This is a genomic window from Paenibacillus sp. Y412MC10 (genome assembly GCF_000024685.1).
In the GTDB taxonomy this organism is placed as follows: Bacteria; Bacillota; Bacilli; order Paenibacillales; family Paenibacillaceae; genus Paenibacillus_AQ; species Paenibacillus_AQ lautus_A.
In genome coordinates this window covers 1,548,378-1,566,808 of sequence record NC_013406.1, presented here as the reverse complement: position 1 = coordinate 1,566,808, position 18,431 = coordinate 1,548,378, and the positions used below count along the sequence as shown (strand labels likewise).

The 18,431-nt window shown below is 51.2% G+C and carries 17 protein-coding genes and 1 riboswitch; of the genes, 1 reads left to right on the top strand and 16 read right to left on the bottom strand.

The window, feature by feature from the left end:
- Nucleotides 1–80 precede the first annotated feature (80 nt).
- The 16 genes from GYMC10_RS06560 to GYMC10_RS06485 all read right to left on the bottom strand — a co-directional run bounded on the left by GYMC10_RS06560 (nucleotide 81) and on the right by GYMC10_RS06485 (nucleotide 17,305).
- The gene (locus tag GYMC10_RS06560; protein WP_015733828.1) at nucleotides 81–755 is read right to left on the bottom strand and encodes a GntR family transcriptional regulator; all 675 of its coding nucleotides are present in this window, start codon (nucleotides 753–755) and stop codon (nucleotides 81–83) included.
- A gap of 59 nt (nucleotides 756–814) precedes the next feature.
- Nucleotides 815–1,615: a Nif3-like dinuclear metal center hexameric protein gene (locus tag GYMC10_RS06555; protein WP_015733827.1), complete on the bottom strand. Its 801-nt coding sequence runs from the start codon at nucleotides 1,613–1,615 to the stop codon at nucleotides 815–817.
- Nucleotides 1,616–1,707: 92 nt separating this feature from the next.
- The gene (locus tag GYMC10_RS06550; protein WP_015733826.1) at nucleotides 1,708–3,333 is read right to left on the bottom strand and encodes an extracellular solute-binding protein; all 1,626 of its coding nucleotides are present in this window, start codon (nucleotides 3,331–3,333) and stop codon (nucleotides 1,708–1,710) included.
- A gap of 47 nt (nucleotides 3,334–3,380) precedes the next feature.
- Nucleotides 3,381–4,253, bottom strand: coding sequence for a carbohydrate ABC transporter permease (locus GYMC10_RS06545; protein ID WP_015733825.1), 873 nt, complete (start codon nucleotides 4,251–4,253; stop codon nucleotides 3,381–3,383).
- Nucleotides 4,254–4,266: 13 nt separating this feature from the next.
- The gene (locus tag GYMC10_RS06540) at nucleotides 4,267–5,232 is read right to left on the bottom strand and encodes an ABC transporter permease (RefSeq protein WP_015733824.1); all 966 of its coding nucleotides are present in this window, start codon (nucleotides 5,230–5,232) and stop codon (nucleotides 4,267–4,269) included.
- A gap of 522 nt (nucleotides 5,233–5,754) precedes the next feature.
- Nucleotides 5,755–6,756, bottom strand: coding sequence for a DUF4179 domain-containing protein (locus GYMC10_RS06535; RefSeq protein WP_015733823.1), 1,002 nt, complete (start codon nucleotides 6,754–6,756; stop codon nucleotides 5,755–5,757).
- Between the two features lie 61 nt (nucleotides 6,757–6,817).
- Nucleotides 6,818–7,360 (bottom strand): RNA polymerase sigma factor, encoded by a 543-nt coding sequence (locus GYMC10_RS06530; RefSeq protein WP_015733822.1) that lies wholly within the window; start codon nucleotides 7,358–7,360, stop codon nucleotides 6,818–6,820.
- Between the two features lie 211 nt (nucleotides 7,361–7,571).
- Entirely contained in the window at nucleotides 7,572–8,543 is a 972-nt protein-coding gene (locus tag GYMC10_RS06525; protein ID WP_410002339.1) for a DMT family transporter, read from the bottom strand.
- 142 nt (nucleotides 8,544–8,685) lie between these two features.
- Nucleotides 8,686–8,852, bottom strand: a riboswitch (FMN riboswitch).
- Nucleotides 8,853–9,085: 233 nt separating this feature from the next.
- Nucleotides 9,086–9,439 (bottom strand): hypothetical protein, encoded by a 354-nt coding sequence (locus GYMC10_RS06520; protein ID WP_015733820.1) that lies wholly within the window; start codon nucleotides 9,437–9,439, stop codon nucleotides 9,086–9,088.
- Nucleotides 9,440–9,525: 86 nt separating this feature from the next.
- Nucleotides 9,526–10,473 carry a RimK family alpha-L-glutamate ligase gene (locus tag GYMC10_RS06515; RefSeq protein ID WP_015733819.1) on the bottom strand — a complete coding sequence of 316 codons (948 nt, stop codon included), beginning with the start codon at nucleotides 10,471–10,473 and terminating at the stop codon, nucleotides 9,526–9,528.
- Between the two features lie 17 nt (nucleotides 10,474–10,490).
- A complete protein-coding gene (locus GYMC10_RS06510) occupies nucleotides 10,491–11,639 on the bottom strand; it encodes a M20 family metallopeptidase (RefSeq protein ID WP_015733818.1) in 1,149 nt (382 codons plus the stop codon).
- Between the two features lie 30 nt (nucleotides 11,640–11,669).
- A complete protein-coding gene (locus GYMC10_RS06505; RefSeq protein WP_015733817.1) occupies nucleotides 11,670–12,677 on the bottom strand; it encodes an ABC transporter ATP-binding protein in 1,008 nt (335 codons plus the stop codon).
- A complete protein-coding gene (locus GYMC10_RS06500) occupies nucleotides 12,646–13,674 on the bottom strand; it encodes an ABC transporter ATP-binding protein (protein WP_012819419.1) in 1,029 nt (342 codons plus the stop codon). Before GYMC10_RS06500 ends, GYMC10_RS06505 begins: the two co-directional genes overlap by 32 nt.
- Nucleotides 13,671–14,600, bottom strand: coding sequence for an ABC transporter permease (locus GYMC10_RS06495; protein ID WP_012819418.1), 930 nt, complete (start codon nucleotides 14,598–14,600; stop codon nucleotides 13,671–13,673). Before GYMC10_RS06495 ends, GYMC10_RS06500 begins: the two co-directional genes overlap by 4 nt.
- Nucleotides 14,601–14,612: 12 nt before the next feature.
- A complete protein-coding gene (locus GYMC10_RS06490) occupies nucleotides 14,613–15,563 on the bottom strand; it encodes an ABC transporter permease (protein ID WP_012819417.1) in 951 nt (316 codons plus the stop codon).
- Between the two features lie 143 nt (nucleotides 15,564–15,706).
- Nucleotides 15,707–17,305, bottom strand: coding sequence for an ABC transporter substrate-binding protein (locus GYMC10_RS06485; RefSeq protein WP_012819416.1), 1,599 nt, complete (start codon nucleotides 17,303–17,305; stop codon nucleotides 15,707–15,709).
- Nucleotides 17,306–17,466: 161 nt separating this feature from the next.
- Between GYMC10_RS06485 and GYMC10_RS06480 the strand changes: the two genes are divergently transcribed.
- Entirely contained in the window at nucleotides 17,467–18,354 is an 888-nt protein-coding gene (locus tag GYMC10_RS06480) for a LysR family transcriptional regulator (RefSeq protein WP_012819415.1), read from the top strand.
- The last annotated feature ends 77 nt before the right edge of the window (nucleotides 18,355–18,431 follow it).

The window sequence follows — 18,431 nt, the reverse complement described above, 5'->3', positions numbered from 1 at the left end:
GCCCGCAAGGCAGGTCGCTTGATTCCCAGGCGACTCTCCTGCGGGCCATTATTTTTGAATGATGAATGTATATCGATCCCTTAGATGAAATAATGCGGATACTTCTCTCGCAAAATATCCTGCTCCACAACGACGAGGCGCAGATGACGCTCCATCACGTTCATGGCTTGCTCCGCTTGCCGATTGACAATCAGCTGATACATTTCTTTATGCTGCGAGATGATATTCTCCCAGTTGGAGTCCTTGGACAGGCGAAGCAGCCGCAGACGGTTGAAATGAATGTTCAATTGCTGCAGCATCTTCCAGGTCCGTTCTTTGCCCGTCCCCTCAAACAGAATTTGGTGGAACTCCTCGTCCAGCTCAAACAGCTTATAGAAGTTATGGTTGCCCGCGCACACGTCCTGCAGCGCAATATTGGTTTCCAGGCGGAAGCGGAACTCTTCGGGAAAAGAACCGCAGGCGAGCGCCACGATTTCCTTCTCGATCTTCTCCCTGATAAATCGGCCTTCCTCAACATGCCGAAGATTAATACGGGATACGATCGTCCCGCTTTGCGGAATGATGTCCAACAGCTCTTCCTCCGCAAGCTTCATGAACGCTTCCCGGACCGGTGTCCGGCTGACGTTCAATTCATCCGCAATTTCTTTTTCCGAGATTTTCGTACCCGGCTCCAGCTCCAGATGAAATATCCGATCCTTCAATAGCTGATAAGAATACTCTCTGGTAGAGCCTTTAATCTTTTGCTCTGTTGACATATATCGCTACCTCTTTCTTTAATGCTCTATGTTCTCTTTGCTTAAAGTTACCCTTCCCTCTATATTACCCGAATCAAAGGCCCGGACGGTATATAATGTATAGGAATCCCCGGAAAAAACTCCCGCAGCCTATCGGCCACGCAGGCCATGCCGGGCTCCTCGCTGGCAGCATGGCCAAGCAGAAGCAGGGACGGGCCCCTGCCCTGCGCCGCCGCATCGCCCATGTATTCAGGCGTCTCCCATTCCGGACCTTCCCCTGCGATGAGAAGATCCAGCGACTCCTTCAGGCAGAGGGGAATGGCATGCGCGCCGCCGCCGCGATAGCCCACGGTTATGCCGATTCTGGAGCATATGCTGCTTCGATTACCGACATAACGAAGGTAAGGAAGATTCAGCTTTCTTTTTACATGCTCCGCAATATCCGGCAGGCTCATCTCTTCCGGCAGCGTGACAATGGCCGCTGCCTTAAGATGCTTATCGACATAAACTTCCCAATCCAGCGCCTGAACCAGTCCTTGCGTCATGATATCGGGAACGTATCGGTGAGGCGCATCATGGAACCGGTAAATCGTCAGATCCCCGGACTCCATCAAGCGGAGTTTATCCTGAAAGACAGGACTCGCCTCCACCCCCTCATATCCCTCCTCCTGATGGCTGTAAAACGCCCCTTCATGGGTAATGACAAGGTTGGCCCCAACTTCGACCGCTCTCTGCAGAACCGAATACGATGCCGCAAACGTGACGGCAATGCCGTGGACCACCGCTTCGGCGCTTCCTGCCGTAACCCTGTCCACCTTGGATTCAAGAAATCCTGCGGGCTCTGTTAAGCGGTTGATGATGTCTTGAACGGTGACTCGCAATCTGGAATGCCCTCCTTGGGAACAACGCAAACGGCCGAACCGAAAAACAGGCTGCCCTTCCATCAAGAAACGGCAGCCTGTCGATCCGTTGGTTATTGTTGCTCTTTATATTTTTTATACGTTTTATTCGCAATCTCCAGGTATTGCCCCACGCCCTGGCTATTCAGCTCTTGCACGAACTTGTCGTACTCGGCGAGATCGCGGTCGCCTAGAATGAACTTCAGCGTGTTCTGATCCGTGTAGTCCTTCAGCGGCGTGCTCAAAAGCGTCACTCGCTCGCGCTCTTCTACCGAGTATGGAATCGGCGGCTCCGGCTTCACAACCGTTTTTGTTTCGCTCATGCTCTTCTGGAACTGCTGCTCTTCCTCGCTGAACATGGATTGCAGCAGCTCGGTCGTGCCTCCGTATGCAAACACGCCGCCCGAGAAGCCGTGCTCGATCCGCAGATCCTTCGTGCCCTTCGGATTCAGTCCGTTGTAGTTGATGTCGTCCATCAGCTTGCGTACGCCGCCTTCCTTCGTATACGTTACGCCTTCGACGCCCCACTTCGCGAATTCCTGTCCTTCGTCGCTGTAATAGAGCCAGTCGATAAACTGCAGAATGGCTTTGAAATGCTCGCTCTCCTTCACTTTGGATGAGATCATGACCCCGTTCTCGAGTCGGCTGCCGGACATCAGCTGGCCGGACGGTCCGCCGGGAACCGTGATTTTGCTGATGGCATACTTGCCTTCGCCCAGCGTTTTGTCCATATCGGTGCGGTGCTGGACCACGGTCTGGGAGTTGCCGTTGATGATGAAGGATTTGCCGGTCACGAATTTTTGCACGGCCTGATCGTCATCCTGGGTAAAGCTCTCTTTGTCCAGCAGTCCTTCGTCCACCAGCTTGCGGAAGTAGGTCAGCATTTCCTTGTATTCGTCCGTAGCCGCCGTGTATACAAACTCATCCTGCTCTTCCTTATACGTCAGCCCGCTGCCGTAGCCCCAGCCGCCTTTGGTGCCGAAGCCGGTAGCGGCGATATTCAGCGTACTGTTGAATTTAAAGCGGTCGGAGAATGGCGTAACGTCCGGATATTCCTCCTTCAGCTGCTTCATGGCCGTATACAGCTCATCCCAGGTGGTAGGAATCGCGATGTTATGCTTCTCGAAAATATCCGTGCGCACGATCAGGGTGTAGTCCGGCCACACCGCTTCATGGAGGCCCGGGAGCACATAATATTTTTTGTCCTCCTGGCGAAGCCCTTCCAGTTCGCTGTCCATGTCCCATTTCTCGATCTTGTCCTTGAAGTTCGGCATCAGGTCAATATAATCGCTGATCGGCAGAATCGCGCCGGAAGCCACGAACGCGGATTCCTCCCCAGGGTAAGTCTTCGGAATGACCAGCGGCGCGTCGCCGGAGCTGATCAGCAGACTGCGCTTTTGGCTGTAATCGCTCATCGGCACGATTGTCGGCTTCAAGGTCACGTTTGTCATTTCTTTGAGTTTAGCAAAAAGCATCCAATCCTGCTTATAAGGATACGCCGGCTGGTCGCTGTAGAGGATGGACAGCTCAAACGGCTCCGTCGCCTTGAACGCATCGCCTACGGCGTAGGTTTCCATGGCGCCTTTATTCTGAATTTCGGCCTCTTTGCCGCCTGTCTTGTCGGTACACGCCGCCAGTATCACAACGATTAACGAGAGCAATAAAGCTTTGCCTGCAAACGATCGACGACTCTTTTTCATTTTCCCATTCCCCCCATGATATCAACAAATTGTCCTTACGGATGGTCCTATTGCTTGACGGAGCCCAGCATGATGCCGGTCACGAAATATCGCTGAACAAACGGGTAAATCGTCAATATCGGCAAAATGGTCAGTACCATGGTCACCGATTTAATGTTGGCGGAGATCTGAGTCAGGTTATCGGCCGAGGTAGCGCCAGCGGAAGTAACGCCCGTCGCGCCCGCAATCATGTTCCGCAAATAGATGGTGACCGGGAAGAGCTCCTTCTGGTCCAGATACAGGAAGGCCGGAAACCAGGAGTTCCAGTGCCCGACGGCATAGAAGAGGACCATGGTCGCGATGACCGCTTTGCTTAAGGGCAGCACGATCCGGAACAGCATGCCGTACGTGTTCAGTCCGTCAATGGCCGCGGCTTCCTCCAGTTCCTCCGGCATATTTTCAAAAAAGGATTTCATGATGAGCATGTTATAGATGCTGATGGCTCCCGGGATCACGATGGCCCAGATGGAGTTGCTGAAGCCCAGGCTGTTAATGAGCACATAGTTTGGGATCAGCCCCCCGTTGAAGAACATCGTGAACACGGCAAACATCGTCAGGAACTTTCGGCCGACCAGCCTTTTTTTGGACAGGGCGTAAGCAAAAATCGTTGTTAAAAACATGGATATGGCGGTGCCGACCACGCTGTAAACGACCGTGTTTTTGTAATTCGTCCAGAACATGGCGTCTTTGGTCACGGTTTTGTAGGTATCGAGATTGAAGCCCCTCGGAATTAGATTCACCTTCCCTGAGTTGATGTACGACTCGCCGCTGAAGGATTGAGCGACCACGTTCAGGAAGGGGTACAGCGTGATGAAGACAACGAACAGCAGAACGATGGCATTGCACACTTTGAACACCTTATAGGATCTTGACTCCTTCATATGCGCTCCCTCCTTACCATAAGCTTCGATCCGTCAGTCTTCGCGAGATCGCATTCACGGAGAAGACCAATATCAATCCGATCACGGATTCGAACAGTCCGATGGCCGTCGCGTAACTGAAGTTGTTCGATACGAGACCGACCCGGTAAAGGTATGTCGATATCACGTCCGCCGTCTCATAAATGACCGGATTGTAGAGCAGCAATATTTTCTCGAACCCTACCGCCAGGAATGCCCCCATGTTCAGGATCAGCAGCGTCACAATCGTCGGCAGGATGCCCGGAATCGTGACAAACAGCGTTTGCTTCCAGCGGTTGGCCCCGTCGATCCTCGCCGCCTCGTACAGGGATTCGTCAATCGTCGTTAAGGCGGCCAGATACAGGATCGCGCCCCAGCCCATGCCCTGCCAGATTTCAGACGAGATATAGATCGCCCGAAACCACTCGGCCCGCTGCATGAAATTGATTCGTTCCCCGTTAAAGAACTCCACGAGCGAGTTAATGGAGCCGTTGACCGACGTCAATTGCAGAATCATCCCGGCAACGATGACGATGGACAGAAAATGCGGGAGATACGAAGCCGTCTGGACGAATTTCTTGAATCGCTTGCTCTTCACCTCATTCAGCAGCAGCGCGAAGATGATGGGTACCGGGAACGTAAAGAGCAGGGACAGCGCACCGAGCAGCAGGGTGTTCTTGAACACGTTCCAGAACGCCGGGTCATGGATAAACATGTTGAAATAGTGCAGTCCTACCCACTTTTCCCCGTAGATGCTGCCCCCCGGCATAAACCGCCTGAAGGCAATCACGTTGCCGATCATTGGTCCGTATTTAAAAATGAGCAGATACATAATCGGTAGAACCAATAAAGAATACAGCTGCCAATCCTTCCGGATCAACGCAGCGATGGTTTTAAGCTTGGCTGGCTTCTTAGCCGCTTTCGCGGCAGGCAAGGAATGATTTGCAACTTTTGGCTCCATTACGTTCTTCACTCCAATCCGTAAGGCCGTTCCTCATACTTCTTCATTCATGGACTAAGCCCATGTTTCATCATCCATCTCCATTCAACCTTCAGTAAGAAATCGTATACCGTTTGCTACTATTCAGCGTTTAGCAGGATGTCCGCCACCCTTTTTTTCAGCCCCCTTCTACAATTAAGCGCTTACATATTTGGCTTAAAGGATAGACTCCCTCATTTGGAGCGTTAGATTCAATAGATTCCGCTGCTGCTTTCACTTATGTAGAGAGTCGTAATTTTGTATACTAGTATAACTAGTATGGTAGTTGGTTTCATTGTAATGGACGTTTTCTTCAATTTCAATACATTTTTTTCTCATGTATAAAATTCAGATCCCAAGCTGCAAAAAAACCGTGAGCATTCAGGCTATGGCCTGCTGCTTCACGGTTTTCGGGTTCCATTGCTGCCCGAGGTATTCATCATGGATAAGGGGCAGAAGCCTTCGCTTCTGCCCCTTTATGGTTTCCCCATGCCGGCTTTATATTTATTTCAGCTCCGTCACGTTGCCGTCAATGCTGACGCTTTTGATGTCCATATCCCCCAGAAATACGAGGTTATTCTTGCTGTCCAGATTATACAGCCACTGAAATCCGCTCTTCGTGGTGCTTGTCGAGCTGGCGTGAAGCTTCAATTCCGATCCGTCCGCGGCGATGACCTTAACCTCCGGCGTATAGTCCGGCAGTTTATCCAGCTCACCGTCGGTACGCTTGCCTTCGATGGCTACACCGATGGATGAAACACTAATGGTGTGGAGAGACAGTGCTTCCTTACCCTCATCAATTGCCAGATTCAAACTCTGTTCTCTTTGCTTGCCCGGAGAAATGGTGAATTGCACATTCCAAGGGCCTTCAACGGCTTGGGCGTTGTCCGCTGACATGATTCGATCGGCTGTGATCCGTGCCTTCAGTCCCTCGAGGTCATTCATCGCATCCATCTCAAACACGCCGACAAGCTTTTTGTTGTCGTCAAGAAGCTGCTGCCCCACCATATAATTCACACTCTGCTCCGTTTTCAGTTCAAGTAGGGGGATCGAAGCACCCTCGGGGAATGGCATGCCGTCCTGTTTCATGAAACTGACCACCAAATAACCGCTGTTGCCGACATAAACCCCTTCTTCAACATTCATGGTTACCCCGGACGCTGTATCCGTCCCTTGTATAGGTGACCGTTCGTCTTCCGCAATGGACGCGGATTGACCGAAGAACTGCTTCAAGCTATCCATGTATTGGCTCGCAAAAGCGGTCGTGCTAAGTATCATGATCATCGCGGCAGCGATAACGATACTGGCTTTGTATTTTTTCACTTTCCTGTTTTTAAACACCATCGTTTCCTCCTCTTGAATACGGTTCATCGCCCGGTTCTTGATCCGTTCCATACTGATCTGCTGCGTTAACTCGCGTTCTTCTTCCTCCGTAAGGAGGAGATTGTCCAGCTCCTGATTGTCGATATTGGCCATGATATCTACAATTCGCCGCTTCACTTGCATCCATCCCCTTTCGCCATCGATTTGAAGCTTCACTCCTATAGACACGGTCTTTATAGAAATCCTACGGATTCTCGGTTTCATAATGTATGCGCAGTTTGTCCCTTGCCCGGCGGATCCGGGCGGTGACGGCTTTCTCCTGCATATTCAGCCTGCTAGCAATATCGCGGACTTTCTCTAAATAAAAGTACCTGCGGATGAATATTTCGCGATCCGGTTCGCCCATCCCCTGTACCATGCCGCTTATCGTTTCCTTCTCCTGCCGTAGAATAGCCAGCGCCTCCGCAGAGGGACAAGAAACGGCGTCATCTTCCAATTCGGATTCAATGACCCGCTGCCTCTTTCGCAGGGCATTCAAGGTATGATTACGCGCGGCTATGGCCAGATAAGGCTTGAGACTATCTCCGCGCAGCATGATTTTTGTCCCGTCTGTCCACAGCTTGACCAGTACGTCCCCGGTGATCTCCTCCACATCGAAGGAATTAAACCGCCCTCCTGCCACCTTAGCAACCACCGCGGCTATGTAGCGTGAATAGCGGTCAACCAATGTTTCAAAACATCGCGGATCTTTCCTCGCTAGCCCATCCAGCAATGTGTGATCCTCCATGGATCCTCCCCCCCTTTATAATCATCTCTTTTGGTAGAACCAAGCCACAGATCCCGTGCTACTATATAAGACACCTTTAATTCCGGAAACCCTACACATCTTTTGAAAAAATAATCCTTTCGCCAAGCAAACGGATTGGAGTAGCTTTGCTTGGGATAATGGCAAAAAAGCCGACCCCATCGGGATCGGCTTTTTCTACAAACGTATGATTTTATTGCAATTGCGGAGAAGCCTCGGATTGCTGTCTCGATATGATGAACAGCACGATCCAGATCAGCAGGAATCCAAGGAGCTGAGGCCCTGTCACGATTTGCTGGAATACAATCCAGTTGATCAGCACGCCCACCATGGGAAAACTCAGTTCCGCGAGTGTTGCCACAGAGGCTTTGGTCGTGGTTAACCCTTTATAATAAACCAGCAGGCTCAGGAGACCCGGCAGCAGTGCCTGCCCGATCAGGTTGAGCGACACCAAGGCAAAAGCCCCGGTATTCCATGCCGGCATATTCCAGGCTGCCCCCTCGCTCCACGTCAAGACGGTCAGGAGCGGCAGCGCGAGCACGAAACGAAGCGAGGTTACCGTCTCATACTTCAGTTTGCCTACCATCAAGCGTCCCATGACCGTTGAGCCGCCCCATAAGGCTGCCGCGCCTAAGGACAGGAGGCTTCCGACTTGAACAAACTCGTTCCAATGGCCGATCGGCAAGGTTAAGCCGAAGGTGAGCAAATACGTGCCTGCCAAAGCGATGATAAGCAGGAGCCCGAAATGGCGCGGGAGCTTCTCTTTCAGAAGCAGGCTGGCCAGAATGATGGCAAACAGCGGCTGCAGCTTCTGCAGCAGCAGGACGGCATTCAGATTGCCGCTCGACAGTCCCATCGTGAACAATACGGTTGCCAGTGCCGATCCGCCCCAGGATATAAACAGCAGCGCGCCGACATGATTCCAGCCAAGGCCTTTTAGTTCCTCCCGGTTCTTCCACAATACAGGGATTGCAATCAGGGAAATAATGATATGTTCGAGCAAAACGATCTGAGCCGAAGTCAGATTCTTGAGCAGGATGACCCGAAATAACGGGTCAACGCCCCACAGGGCGGCCCCCAAAACAACGAGCCAAAACCCTCCTTTAAAACGTCGATTTGCCTGTGTGTCGGAACCATAAGGTTTCACCTTGATCCCGGTATTCATATTACTCATCTTGCCCTCTCCTGTCTTGAATACGGAGGTCTTACTAGCAGAAAGCCCCCGTCATCGGCATGGCCGACGTATACGGGGGCTGATCAAATAAGCCTGCGTCGAATGGAATATTTACATTCACGGCAAACTCATCTTTGATCTTCTCCCATCCGGACTTTACCGTCGGCCTTGGAATTGCACCAAGTCAGTCGCTGCATTCATGTTGGATACAGAACGCAGCGAGTCGCGGGCTTGGGTTCGTTCGCGAAGGAACGAACCATCACCGCCGGTCAGGAATTTCACCTTACCCCGAAGATCCATATTCATGTTTTATTTTGGTCGTGCCATCAAACTGATTAACCGATAATTCCTATAAACTTAGTTGTTATATTGAAATTATAACATGAATCCTTTCATGTAAATACATCTATTTTCAAAATAAACGAAATTAGACTTGAATACAATGAAAAATCTCACGTTCATCCAATACTTACTGAGAATTATACAGCAAGTATCAATTTGTTACCAGTATGATATTTTACCATCTCTTGTTCTTATCCCGAATACGTTCTAGGTTTGACAACAGCCGCTCCTGCCTGGAGATTCAGCAAATCTAGCGCTTCCTTGGTATTGAGGCTCACCCCCCCCCAATGAGGCTTAGATAACAGCTGTGAAGCACTTTCCACAACTGTCTCCTCAGGTTGTTTCGACTCACTCAACAATATTTTGCTGCCATCAGGCCGAACGATATACTGACACAAATATCTGCCTTCCCTTATCGTCACAAGCTTCCCTTGGCTCTCCTCCTTCTTGCTCTTCTGGAGTATCTCTTCAAACCTTCCTTGGGCAGGTTCGACTTTCTTCCACTTAGCAGTGTTCCAGTTCATATAGTCGAATTCGATACGCATAAGGCCACATCCTTATCAGCTTATTCATTCACTGATATTATCGGAAACTGGGCACTTCTCCTTAACTCAGGTTAGCGTTAACCGTTTCACCGCAGCACAAGCTCCCGCTTCAAATACTCCGAGAGCGTTCTGGCGATTTCTTTCATGCCTGATACATCCGCAAGCGCTTCGGCATCGGGATTGTAGTTCGTATTGGTGTTCACGTCATACGTATAGGTCTTGCCAGCCGAATCGGTAATAAATTCAATTCCCGCAAAGCTGATGCCATTCTGCTGCAGAAACGCCTCGTACTTGGCAATGAGCGGGCTGTCGAATCCGTTAATGACTTCGAACTTCGGCCGTATAACCGCTTCCTCGCCGACAGGACAGAATTGGTCGCTAATCTGGCAAGCATCGGCCGGACACAATTGGAATCCTTCGGAAGTGTCTACCCGAACCGCATAATAGAATTTGCCGTCGATGAATTCGCAGCGGGTAATATACTGATCCTCGTTCTTGATGTATTGCTGGATTAAGGTTACGCCATCTACCGATTCCTCGAAGCCCGGTCCGTTTACATAGGTCTCCAGGCTCTCTAAACTATCAAACAAGTAGACGCCAAGCCCTTTGCCGGCACGGTTATGTTTCGTAATAAAGGAGCGGTAAGGAAATTCCCTCGCCGCTTGAATGACTGCTTCCTTCCCTACTGCGGCCACCGTAGCCGGGGTCTCGATGCCGAATTTTTGCAGCTCCAGGTACTGCTTGATTTTGTTGATTTCCAGTTCCAGGGCCCGGCTGTTATTCAGTACCGTACGCCCGTTATGCTCCAGCCATGCCAGCACGTTAGACGTATATTCCGCCGCATACCGATGGTTCCGGGAATGGGAGGAGGCACTCATCCGGTTATAAAAGACGCCTGTCGGTGGCAGCTGGCCCAAATCGAGCGTTCCCTCGTGCAGATGCCAGAACTCATGCGGAACCCCCTGCTCTTCCAACGCTTGACGGAGCGGCACGATCCAGCTCTCGTTCTCATGTATAATGTATGCTTTTGTCATGTTCCCATCATCCTCCCTTATCCTTGCTGTCCACGGCTCAATCGCTCAATGACATTAGCGAGCAGCCGGGTACGCGGCACCAATGTATCGATATTCAAGTATTCATCTTGGCTGTGGGCATTCCCGCCGCGCGGTCCGAGTGCATCGATGGTAGCAATGCCTACCGCCGAAGTGATATTGGCATCGGAACCGGAACCCACGCTTTTATCGCCGATATCCTCGCCCAGCTCACGCGCTTCCTCCTGCACGATGCGGAGCAGCCATTCCGAAGCCTCATTCTTGATCATCGGCGGCCGGGTTATGCCACCCGTAAGTTCGAGCGATGTCCCCTCGATATCGACCGTGGAGCAAATCTCGCGGATTTTTCGATCCAGCTCATCCGCCTGCTCCTTCGTGCTCATTCTTACATCAATGAAAGCATTCGCATGGGGAGCGATCGTATTGCTTGAAGTTCCCCCGCTGATTACGCCAACATTGACGTTGATCCCAACCGCTGGATCACTCAAAGCGTGAAGCTTGATGATTTTATGAGCAAGCTCGCCAATGGCGCTCCGTCCTTTCTCGGGTTCAGCTCCGGAATGGGCAGCTACCCCTTTTACCGTCAAATAATATTTGCCGCCGCCTCTTCGTCCCGTAACCAGCGTTCCGTCCTCGTCGCTCGGCTCGACAATCAGGGCGTATTTGCTGAGTTTGGCCTGTTCTTCGATCAGCGCCCGCGAATGAACGGAGCCGACCTCCTCATCCGAATTGAGGATAATGCGAAGGTTCTTGTAGCTGTTGCTGCCCGACTCAATAAGATGCTTGATCGCATACAGCGTCGTAACCTGGCTCGCCTTCATATCGAATACACCCGGCCCATAAGCACGCTTCCCATCCCTGGAGAATGGACGCTCCGCCACCGTCCCCTCCGGAAACACCGTATCCATGTGCGCAATAATCAATATTTCCGGATTAGCGGCCTCCGGATGGGTGATGAGCAGATTATTCCCTCGCTCTGTCTGAGCCTGTACAGTGACCTGGAACCCGGCCTCCTCATACAGACGCCCCATTCTGGACGCTACGAGATCCACGCCTGATTTCAAGAACGTGCCGCTCTCGATGTTCACGATCTCCTCAATTTCTTTTAACATTTCCGCCTCTTTCTGTTTCCAGTCTGCTGTAGTCACGCCATCAATCCCCTTTCCCTTTCGATATCGTTAACTCCCGCTTGCGGATTCCTCGAACAAATGGCATTGAACCGTATGCCCTGTCGATGTTTCCCGATTGGCGGGTTTGACTTGTCTGCAGACATCCAACACATACGGACACCGGGTATGAAATACACAGCCGGAAGGCGGATTCAACGGGGACGGAATATCCCCTTGGAGAATAATCCGCTCCCGCTTTGTCTTCGGATGAGGTGCCGGAATCGCGGAGAGGAGAAACTGCGTATACGGATGCAGCGGATGCGCAAACAGCTCGTCTGTAGGTGCCTGTTCCACCAGATGTCCCAAATACATCACGCCAATCCGGTCCGCGATATGCCTCACAACGCTTAGATCGTGCGCAATAAAGAGGTACGACAGTTGAAATTCCGACTGAAGCTCCACCAGCAGGTTCAGTATTTGCGATTGGATGGACACATCGAGCGCGGATACCGGTTCATCGCATACCACCAGCTTCGGACTCAATGCGAGTGCCTTGGCTATGCCGATTCGCTGCCGCTGGCCTCCGGAGAATTCATGCGGGAACCTGTCCAGATGATGCGAGGCAAATCCAACTCGGCTCATGAGCTCCAGCACACGCTCCTGGCGCTCCGCCTTCGTTCCTTGTCCATGAATGATCATCGGCTCGGCTACGCTGTAACCGATTCTTTTCTTCGGATCCAGTGAAGAGTTTGGATCCTGAAAGATCATCTGGACTTCTCGGCGAAAATTCTGCAGCGCCTTGGATCGTAAAGAAAAAATGTCCTGATTGTCAAAAAACGCCTCTCCGGCGGAGGGATCGGTCAATCGCATAATCGTTCTGCCGGTTGTGCTCTTCCCGCTGCCGGACTCTCCGACCAGACCGTAGGTTTCTCCTTCATGGATGACGAAGGATACATCCTCCACCGCTTTCACCTGCTGCTTCCTCCACGAGGAGCCGGACTTCAACGCAAAATATTTCGTTAAATGTTTAACCTCCAGCAGAGGCTCATGCTTCGTAACCGATGTAACTGAAGACATCTCCTTCACCTCTGCTTTCTGCAATTTCCTTGTAATGCCAGCAGCGGACCCGATGTCCATCTGCTGCTTCTTCCAGTATGGGCGGCTCTGATCTGCATACATCCGTGGCAAACGGACATCTTGGGGCAAACCGGCAGCAATGCGCCACATCCTGCATCGCCGGAACCGAGCCCTTAATCTCATACAGCTTCTCTTTACGCTGCCCTTCCATGTTTGGCACCGATTGCAGCAGTCCCATGGTGTAGGGGTGAAGCGGATGATCAAACAGCGTCACCACATCGGTCTCTTCGATAACCTCTCCCAAATACATCACGATCACCCGCGAACACATCTGTGCCACGACCGACAGATCATGGGTGATGAGCATAATACCCATCCGAAGCCTGGCCTTCAACTCGTTCATCAGCTCCAGAATCTGAGCTTGAATCGTGACATCCAGCGCTGTGGTCGGCTCATCTGCAATCAGAAGCCTCGGCTCACAGGACAAGGCTAACGCAATCATCACCCGCTGGCGCATGCCTCCGGACAGTTCGTGGGGATAAGCACGGAAACGCTTCTGCGGATCGGAAATTCCGGTCAGCCGAAGCAATTCCACTGCCCGATCGCGGGCCTGCCGGGACGATACCTTCTGATGCAGGGTTATCGCTTCAATAATCTGGTCGCCAATCGTATACACCGGATTCAGAGAGGACATCGGGTCCTGAAAGATGATCGAGATATCATTACCGCGCACAGTCCGCATCTTCTCTTCGCTCAGTTGAAGCAGATCCTGGCCCGCGAACCGAATCTCTCCGTCATATCGGGTTGTCGTCTCATCGAATAAACGCAGAATCGATTCTGCCGTCACACTCTTTCCGCATCCGGATTCCCCGACAATGCCTACCGTTTCCTCCGGGTAAACTTGAAATGACACCCCATCCACGGCATTGACCGTACCGTCGTCTGTCGCGAAGGTAGTGATCAAGTTCTTCACTTCCAATAAAGGAGTTTGGCTCACTTAAGTTCACTCCTATCGATGCCTTGCGTCTGTTTTTTGCGAAATGCATGTTTTTTCTTCATCTTCGGATCTAGAAGATCGCGCAGACCGTCTCCCATCAGATTCAAGCCCAGGATCATCAGTATGATACAAATTCCGGGAAAAACCGTCATCCACCAGGCGTTAAAGATCACGTTCTTCCCATCCAACAGCAGGTTTCCAAGACTGGGAGCCGGTGCAGGAATGCCTGCCCCTAGGAAACTCAAGGACGCTTCCGTCAAGATGGATACCGCGAAGATAAAGGAGGCCTGTATGATTAACGGGGACAACACATTCGGTAAAATATGCAGACCAATAATCCGGACAGGACCTGCACCTTGTGCACGCAGTCCCTCAATATACGTCTTCTCCTTGATGACCAGCGCAGCCGACCTCACGATGCGCGCAATGGATGGAATATACACGATGGACAGCGCAATGATGACATTACTCGTCCGCGGCCCCATGATCGCTACAATCGAAATGGCCAGCAGAATGGACGGGAACGCATAGAGTCCGTCGCATATTCGCATCAGAATATGATCGCATAGGACGTAATAAGCAGACAGCAAACCCACAACGAGACCAATCAATCCAGCGATCAGCGTGACTGCGGCTCCTACCAGCAAAGATACACGCATGCCATACAGTACCCGGGAGAACACATCCCGGCCAAAATTGTCCGTTCCGAAAATATGCTCTGCACTCGGGGCCTTTAGCCGATTCATCGCCTCCAGCGCATAGGGATCATGGGAAGCAATCCACGGTGCAAGAAGCGCGGCTAATGACACCAAGGCCACCAAAATGGTGCCCGTCATCAGGAGTGGGCTTGATATATAACGCCGCCACTTCAGCGCTCCCGGCTTCGGCGTAGCCGCTGAAGCGGCAAGCTTCACTTCAGACATCATCTTCACTCCTTCCTATCGACGATTCAACTTGACTCGGGGATCAAGGAGACCGTACAGCAAATCTATTAGCAAATTCAGCAGCACGTACGTTACAGTGATGAGCAGGATACTGCCTTGAATGACGGCGAAATCCCGGCGTTCGATGGAACGGATAATAAGCTGCCCGATGCCGGGAACGTTGAATACCGTTTCAATAACCGAGGCCCCGGTAATCAAGGTGCCGAACGTCTCCCCAATTACGGTAAGAATCGGAATGAACGCATTTTTAAGCGCATGTTTATAGACGACGATTCTCTCTTTAAGTCCCTTTGCCCTTGCGGTTTTAATGTACTGCTCGCTGAGCACCTCAATTATCGATGAGCGCGTCATTCTCGCAATTAATGCAGCCTGCATCGCACCCAGGGCAATCGCGGGGAGCAGCAAATAACGAAGATGGTTCCATAGCCCGCTGCTCAGCGGCTGATATCCCGCTACGGGCAGCCATTGCAGCTTTACGGCAAAGAACAGGATCAGGAATAACCCGAGCAGAAAGCTGGGTACCGAAATGCCGAGCAGCGAGAACCCCATGACGGCTTGGTCTGCCAGCGTGCCTCTTTTGCGGGCGGCAATAATACCCAGAAACAGCGCAATGATCACGGCGAAAATCTGAGCCAGAATGGCAAGTGACAGCGTAGGAGGAACTCTGCTAAAGAACGCCTCAGCAACGCTCATATCCATGAAAATGGACTCACCCAGATCTCCTGTTACCACACCCCCGAACCAGGATATGAACTGCTGATATAACGGGAGATCCAGCCCAAGCTGGGCTCTCAGCTGAGCAACGGCTTCTTCACTGGCCTCATCCCCTAGGATCACGCTTGCCGGATCACCTGGCGTCAGATGGATCAGCATAAATACGACAACGGCCACAACTAACAATATGGGGATCAGTGACAATATTCGCTGAACAATATACTTGGTCATGATGGCACTCCTTCAGTGTCGAGAACTTCCCTCATACAAGTAAGCGGCCTGTCTCAGAAGGAGCAGACCGCCCTCGCATCCAAACCCGCATGAACGATGATGGCGATTCCGTGATGCTTCATCAGCCCCAGACCGCCGTACATTTATTTTTCAAGCGTTACATTCCACAGGATGGGACCGATCAAATCCTCGAATCCTTTCACGTTATCGCGGACTGCAATCAGATTCTGTATATTCCCCAGCTTAATAATCGGCAGGTAGTCCCAATTGACTTCATTCAGCTGATCCACCAATGGTTTAGCCTCTTCAATGGAAGGAGCTGCCTGAATTTGAGCCAGTAAATCGTCGAGTTCAGCGCTGTTGGACCATCCCGGATAATTGGCACTGGATTCAAGGAATGGATACTGGTGAATGGTCGCACGCGTCGCAAACGTCATAGCAAACAGGTCGAAATTGTGCTCATCTGTACGACGTTCCTGCACGGTCGGCCAATCGTATACGTCCAGTTCCGCATTCACGCCGATGGATTTCAGAACATCCTGCGCTACAACGGCCAAATTGTATTGCTCCGGATAGTCGCGCGTCGTCAGTATAACGACCTTCTCGCCGTTATAACCGGACTCGGCCACAAGCTGCTTGGCTTTTTCCAGATCGTTCACATTGTATCGATCTGAGCCGGCTTGACTGTACCAATCGGTTTGGGAAGTCAAGGCCAGGGAGGAATCGAGCTCATAGAAGCGATTGTCACTATAGGCGGCGGTAAGAGCTTCGTCATAGCTCAGCGCAGTATTGAACGCCTGCCTTAACTTCTGATCCGCGAATGGACCGGCTTTTTTATTAAATACGTAGGTTACGATTCCACCCTCACTGAAGTAATTGCTAACCCCGTCAGTTGCGTCGATCTGGTTGGCATTATCGAAAGGAATGCCGAAGGCGACATCGTACTCACCCGTCATGATTCCAGCTACGCGCGTCGATTCATCGGTCACGTAACGAAAATAGATTTCGTCCAAATAGGCATTTTTCTTCCCGCTAAGTCCGCTGGATTCTTGCGCTTGCGCTGCATAATCCGCAAACTTCGTCAAATGCACGTATTGGTCGGTCTTCCACTCCTCCAGCTTGTAAGGACCTGTCCCAATATACTCCTTGATGCCCTCCGCAGCAGCCGATTCAATGACCTCCTTCGGCATAATTCCCGGGAACGGTGCCGTGTCAGCCAGAATGTACGAACCTACTAATGAGGGGCGCTCCAGCGTCAGTTCAACGGTATAGGGGTCCACCTCCTTGAACTTCGCACCTTGCAGATTGGCTTGCCCCTGCGTCGACGTCGACAGCCACTTGTCCATGGAAGCCACCACATCCTCAGCCTTCATCTCCTTGCCATTGTGAAAAGGAACCCCTTGACGCAGATGGAACGTGTAGGTTTTGCCATCATCGCTGATATCGAGCGATTCAGCTAACTGAGGCACGACTTCATAGTTTTTGTTGAGTGTGAGCAGCTGCTCGTAAATGTTTCGCGACACGTCCCTTGTCGCCTGGTTGGTCGTTAAATGGGGGTCCAGCGTTGCCGGATTTGCGGGATACGCCACATTCAGCGTACCGCCCGATACCGGATTTGCCGGTTCTGATCCAGGGTCTGCCGCCGGCCCGTTGCCCGATTCCGGACTACTGCCGCAAGCGGCAAGTACAGCAATGAAACCGATCAGCAGTCCCTTGCCGATCCATCTGTTTATTGATCTCATACCTCGACTCCACTCCTTGATGAACGATAATTTTTTGTATAAACACTAGTATTCCGCTTGGAATTATATAATAATATACCATAAGCTAACCGGGACTTATCTCTAAGGAACGTAATAGAGTCTATTACGATTATTAATATCTCAACGTGCGGAGGAATAATATGGACATCCAGTATTTCATCACCTTCCGGGAAGCCGCCCGCTGCCAAAGCCTGACCAAGGCTGCTGAACAGCTGAACTATGCCCAGCCCACCGTCAGCGTTCAAATCAAGAAGCTCGAGAACCATTTTGGAACCAAGCTGTTTGAGCGACACAGCAACAAGCTCAAGCTTACGGAGCAAGGACTTCGACTACTGGGTTATGCGGACAAAATCGTAGATGGCTACCTTGGAGCGGAGAATCTGTTTATCCCTGATGCGGTTGTGGACGTAACGATCGGGACGACGGAGACTCTCGCCGCTTTCCTGCTGCCGCCCTACTTCCAAATGTTCCGTAAAAAATATCCCAAGCTCAACGTAACCTTCTTCCCGACATCAGACGATAAAAATATCAGTAAGCTGAAGAACGGGGAAATCGATCTAGCCATCGTTCTGAACACGCCCATCACGGCACCTGATCTGCGTTCCTTGCCGATCCGGCACGAGGATTTCGTATTCATATGCCCGAAGGATCACCCATTAAGCGGAAGAAACGATGTATCGATTCATGAGTTGCACAACAGCTCGTTTATTTTCACGGAAAAAGGGTGTACTTACAGGGAAGCGTTGGAGAGGTCCATGAACGACAATGGCGTGACTTATGAAACGGTATCGGAAATGGGAAGCATTGAGGGGATCAAGCAATGTGTAATCTATGGGATGGGAATTGCCATGATTCCGAGGATTGCAGCGGCCGAACAGTTGCAGCACAATTCACTTTCGGGCTTTTCGATCAAACAAGGACCCATACAGCCCTTCTATTCGCAGATTCTCTTATCCAAAAACAAACATATTACCGCGCCAATCAACTATTTAATCTCCTTGCTGTCTTCCGGCAGCTCTTATGCTTAATTTCATATAGCAGCGTGCTTTTATAGTCAAACCTATAAAAAAGACCGTCCCAAGGCTCCTGGAGAACCTTAAGGACG